Consider the following 4502-nt stretch of genomic DNA (forward strand, 5'->3'; position numbering starts at 1 on the left):
AGAGTCAGAGATTAGTGCAGGAGAGGTAGAGCCAGAATATAAATGGGGTTATAAGATTAAATTAAATGATTTGAATTTTATGGCTAAAATAAAAGTTACATCTAATTTATCTATGGTTCAATGGGATAATGTTAGTTTAAGAATTGAAGGGAAAAATATTAAAATAAGCAAAGCGACAATTTGCAAAAGGATAAATGGAACCACTCCTTTGTATATATCTTTTGTGCTAACAAGGGAACTTGCCGCCCCTTTTAGATAAAACAGAGAAAATCCAAATGGTGGAGTCAAAAAACTTGCTTGCAAATTTAGAGCTATCAATATAGCAAACCAAACCGGATCAATCCCAAAAGTATGAATAATGGGCACAAATAGTGGAACTACGATAAAGGATATCTCAACAAAATCCACAAAAAAACCAAGAATAAATATACTAAGCATGGCAATTGCTATAAATAACCATCTATTGGCTATCTCTTCGCTGAAAAAATAGTGAACCAACTCACCTCCTCCAAGCTCGTTAAATACGAGACTAAAAGCGGTTGCACCTATTAAAATCATAAATATCATCGCACTCAATTTTACGGTTTCTAAAGTTACATACTTTAACATAGAAAAAGAAAAGCTCTTATTTGCAATCGATAAAATAAGCGCTCCAACTACACCCATAGCAGCGGACTCCGTAGGAGTAGCTATACCTGCAAAAATTGAGCCAAGAACAGCAAAAATAAGTAAAAAGGGTGGGACGATAGATAAAAAAAGTTCCTTTTTCTCTACTTTTTTCTCAAGTCTAACAGGAGGTGCAACATCCTTTTTTAAAAATGAGTAAGCCAAAATATATAAAATATATAAAACAACAAGTATCAAACCTGGAACTATAGCCGCTTTAAAAAGATCACCAACGCTTATACTCATAACGTCGCCTAAAATTATTAAAACGATAGATGGCGGAATTATTTGGCCAAGAGTTCCGCTTGCTGCAATTGTTCCAGAGGCTAAAGAACGGCTATAACCATACTTTATCATAATAGGCAAACTAATGATACTCATCATAACTACACTTGCACCAACAATACCCGTAGCCGCTGCTAAAATCGCCCCTACTATTACGATGCTAACTGCCAATCCCCCTCTTATCTCACCAAAGGCTGCACCCATATTTTCCAAAAGTTTTCTTGCAAGATCACTTTTTTCAAGTATTAGACCCATCAATATAAAAAGAGGGACGGCCATAAGTGTAAAATTTTGCATAATTCCGTATATTCTTAAAGGAAGCATTTTAAAAATATCTAAGGAAAGATCAAAATCAATAATGGCAAATATAGCTCCGACTATGGCAAACACAAAAGCTACCCTAAATCCAAGCATAAGCAAAATCAACGAAATAATAAACATCAAAATAGAAGGCTCGATCCAAAAATAAAAATCCAAACTAAATAAAAATAACAATCCGTAAAAAAGGAGCATAAAAAGTAAAACAATTTTTATGTTTTTAACTTTTTGATAAGATTTAATAATCTCAGATAAAGACTGCAAAAGTAAAAGCAAAAAAGAGACAACTATCGCAGATTTTATGATATATCTACAGCACAATCCCCCAGGATCTCCCGAAGATTCGTTTTGGAAAAAACTTTGTAAAACAAAATCCACTCCATAATAGATAACTATTATTGAAAAAGGTAAAATTAAAAAAAGATTATCAAAAAGATTTATATACTCTTTTGTTTTTTTATTAAATCTTTCATAAAATATATCAACTCTAACATGTTTATTATGTTTTAAGGTATAAGCGATACCAAACAAAAATATAATATCAAACAGATGCCACTCAAGCTCTTGAAGAGCGATTGACCCCGATTCAAACAGATATCTCATAAAAGCGTCGTAAAATACCAAAAGCGCTAACAAAAGAGCAAAAAGCGCTGAAATAGAGGCGAAAAAATAGCTTAATTTATCTATATAATATGAGAGTTTAATCCCCCAGTTTTTCACTATCTATCCTTTTTTTGTAAAAATATTCAAAAATTTTTTGTAACGCCACTATCAAAAAAACCAAAATAACTATAGATAAAAATTCCAACATAAAATTTTCAAATTGACTCAAAATATTCTCCTACATAAATGATGGTGCATCGTTGCTAAAAAGTATAAGATCGCCGGGTTTTGTATTTTTTGCTAAAACTTCTTGAAGTTTTGTTTTATCATTTAATATTATCTTTTTTGCTCTTTTTATATTTTTATCCAAAATATCTTTGTTTATTTTTCCCGTAATTATCACCAAATCAAAAACTTCATCTATCTTTTTTGCAAGTTTTTCATTTGCCTCTTTAGTGCTTTCAATAATACCCGGAGTTACCACAATTTTTCTGCCTTTATACTGTTTAACAAGTTCATAAGAGCCGATCATTCCCTCTAAATTTCCGTTAAAACTATCATCTATTATTATCTTTTGATTCACTTTTATTTTATTAAGTCTATGTTCAACGCCTTTTATATTTTTTAATGCCTCTTTAATATCCTCTATACCGATCCCCAACTCTTTAGCCACTAAAATAGCCGCAGTTAAATTTATAGCGTTAAACTCACCTAAAATAGGAGCTTCGAAATGATATAAACTATTATCAATTTCCAAATCAAAAGAGATTTTATCTAAAGTCGCTTTTATGTTTTTTATATTTTTACCAAATTTTATAAATTTCTCGTTATCCTTTATAGGTATTTCATCATAAATAAAAGCTTTTTTAACTCTTTTTGAAGAGAGTATCTCAAGTTTTGTGGCAATAATATTTTCGATAGTTTTAAAATACTCTATATGCTGTGGTCCGATTTTTCCGATTACTACATAATGGGGATTTAAAAACGAGCTAATTTCATAAATATCTCCTCTCTCTCTTGCTCCAGCTTCAACAATATAAATATCTGCCTCATTTAAAGATTCGTTGATATCTTTTATTATTCCACCAATCGTATTTACACTTCTTGGAGTTTTATATACTTTATATTTTTTTGACAAAATCTGGTATAAAAAATTTTTTATGCTTGTTTTTCCATAGCTTGCGGTAACTGCAATTATGATAGGATCTATTTTTTTTATTTTTTCCAAAGCTTTTGATTTATAAGCTTTAAATAAAAAGCTCTCAATAAAATTTGAAACCACTAAAGCCAATAAAAGAGGCAAGATGGTGCTAAAAACTTTACAATTAAATTTTGCTAAACATAAAGTATCCAAAAAAATAGTAAAAAAAAGCAAAGCGAGAAAAAATCTTTTTACTCTTGGAGTTAAGGAGAGTTTTTTATCAAGCTTTTTTTGCCAAAAATATAGATATAAAATATAAATTATTAAAAAAGGGAAAAAAAATTCTCTAAAAGCTATATATAAAAACAGAGGCATTAAAAATAAAAAAATATGTAAAAAAGGGTTGTGATGATGTAAAATCACTCTTTTAAACCGATAGTTATACCATTGAAGATTTAATATTAGATAATATCCAAGTGCCAAAGTAAAAATAATATGTTCTAAAAAATGAAAAAGTTTAAGCATTTAAAACCTTTTAATTAATTTATCTAATTATCTCAAAACCATCTTTTTGCTCTTGTGCAATCTCTTCTATATCTATATTATCCACTCTTGCTAAAGGAGGACCTTTCATAAGCGCAGATAAAAAATCGTTAAATTGCTCTTTTTTTAAACTAGCCACCACTTCTACATCGCCATTTGGAAGATTTCTTACATACCCGCTTATACCAAGCTCATCAGCAACCTCTTTTGTATATTTTCTATACCAGACGCCTTGAACTCTTCCTTTTATTAAAAATCTATAACTTTTCATACTCTTCCTTTATTTTTTCGCAAATAAACTGAAAATTTTTTATAAAAAAATAGTGATCACCTTCTATTGAGTAAAATTTGCTATTTTTAATAAGAGAATTTATCTTTTTCCCACTCTCTATAGAAGTTGCCCTATCCTCTTTCCCCCAAAAGATCAACGCTTTTTTTTCATAATTTTTAAAAATATCGCTAAAATCCTCATTTACTACTTTTTTAAAGGTTTCATACATATTTTCACTCATCCCCTTGGCATCTTTTGATACAAAAAACTCTTTAATCTTTTTAATTTTAAAAATTTTTAAAAGCTTAAAAATGTAAATCTTTATTTTTATATTTAAAGGCTTTTTTTCCAAAATACCTGCACTACTTAATAAAACCAAAAGATCTGGTTTTAAAAGCGTTGCAACTTTTCCGCCAAAAGAATGTCCTACTATAATATCTTTTTTAATATTTAAATTATTTAAAAATTTTTCCACGATAATTGCATAATCTTTACTATCTAAAACATAATCGTTAGTTGATTTTCCAAAACCCGGTAAATCGATATATATTTGTTTAAAATCTTTAAAACAGTTTTTAAAAACGCTTTTCATAACCTCTTTATTGCTCCCCCATCCATGCAAAAAAATGATATTTTTTCTATTTTTTATATTTAATATCTCATAATTTATCAAAA

5 protein-coding genes are annotated in these 4502 nt (G+C 29.1%); all 5 read right to left on the reverse strand.

The features are described 5' to 3' along the window. Positions 1-117: 117 nt before the first annotated feature. The 5 genes from AC30RD_RS06580 to estV are packed head-to-tail and all read right to left on the reverse strand — an operon-like array spanning position 118 to position 4500. On the reverse strand, positions 118-1989 hold the full coding sequence (locus AC30RD_RS06580) for a TRAP transporter large permease subunit (RefSeq protein WP_489493587.1): 1872 nt from the start codon (positions 1987-1989) through the stop codon (positions 118-120). Further along, entirely contained in the window at positions 1970-2101 is a 132-nt protein-coding gene (locus AC30RD_RS06585; protein ID WP_489493588.1) for a hypothetical protein, read from the reverse strand. Before AC30RD_RS06585 ends, AC30RD_RS06580 begins: the two co-directional genes overlap by 20 nt. A 9-nt stretch (positions 2102-2110) precedes the next feature. Beyond that, the gene (locus AC30RD_RS06590) at positions 2111-3538 is read right to left on the reverse strand and encodes a Mur ligase family protein (protein WP_489493590.1); all 1428 of its coding nucleotides are present in this window, start codon (positions 3536-3538) and stop codon (positions 2111-2113) included. Positions 3539-3557: 19 nt separating this feature from the next. Further along, the gene (locus tag AC30RD_RS06595; protein WP_489493591.1) at positions 3558-3827 is read right to left on the reverse strand and encodes an acylphosphatase; all 270 of its coding nucleotides are present in this window, start codon (positions 3825-3827) and stop codon (positions 3558-3560) included. Next, positions 3814-4500, reverse strand: coding sequence for an EstV family lipase (gene estV / locus AC30RD_RS06600; protein ID WP_489493592.1), 687 nt, complete (start codon positions 4498-4500; stop codon positions 3814-3816). Before estV ends, AC30RD_RS06595 begins: the two co-directional genes overlap by 14 nt. Positions 4501-4502 lie beyond the last annotated feature (2 nt).

Source organism: Nitrosophilus sp. (assembly GCF_982775275.1).